The organism is Citrobacter sp. VF227, from assembly GCF_052950715.1.
In genome coordinates this window covers 1-742 of the sequence record NZ_JBRFVF010000089.1, presented here as the reverse complement: position 1 = coordinate 742, position 742 = coordinate 1, and the positions used below count along the sequence as shown (strand labels likewise).

Here is a 742-nt window from a genome sequence, read left to right as displayed (position 1 = left end):
AGCCCGCGAGCGCCTGAGCCGACTGGTAGGTGACCTCGACGGCTATCGTGTCCTCGAGCCTGCCGCCAGCAATGGCGAAGAAGCACTGACGCTGATCGAGGAACTGCGCCCTGATATCGTGCTGCTGGATATCCGCATGCCCGGGCTCGATGGCCTGCAGGTCGCAGCCAGGCTCTGCGAGACGGATGCGCCGCCGGCGGTGATCTTTTGTACTGCCCATGATGAATTCGCCCTGGAGGCGTTCCAGGTCAGCGCGGTTGGCTACTTGGTCAAGCCGGTGCGCCCGGAGCATCTGTCGGAGGCGCTGAAGAAGGCCGAGCGGCCCAACCGCATGCAGCTGGCGGCGCTGACCCGGCCGGCCGCCGTTTCCGGTGCCGGGCCGCGCAGCCACATCAGCGCACGTACCCGCAAGGGCATCGAGCTGATTCCGCTGGATCAGGTGATCTACTTCATCGCCGACCACAAGTACGTCACCCTGCGCCATGTCGGCGGTGAGGTGCTGCTGGACGAGCCGCTCAAATCCCTGGAAGACGAGTTCGGTGAACGCTTCGTGCGCATCCATCGCAACGCGCTGGTGTTCCGCGATCGGATCGAGCGTCTGCAGCGCACGCCGCTCGGGCACTTCCAGCTGTTCCTCAAGGGACTCGATGGCGAGGCGTTGACCGTGAGTCGGCGCCACGTGGCCGGTGTGCGCAAGCTGATGCAGAACCTCTGAAGCATCCGGCCGGTGGCGCTGGCATCC

The 742-nt window shown here is 65.6% G+C and carries 1 protein-coding gene; it reads left to right on the top strand.

The annotated features are described in order from the left end of the window. Window positions 1–715, top strand: a 715-nt coding sequence (locus tag ACU8YC_RS25200) for a LytR/AlgR family response regulator transcription factor (protein WP_446895987.1), incomplete at its 5' end; no start/stop codon positions are given. Window positions 716–742 lie beyond the last annotated feature (27 nt).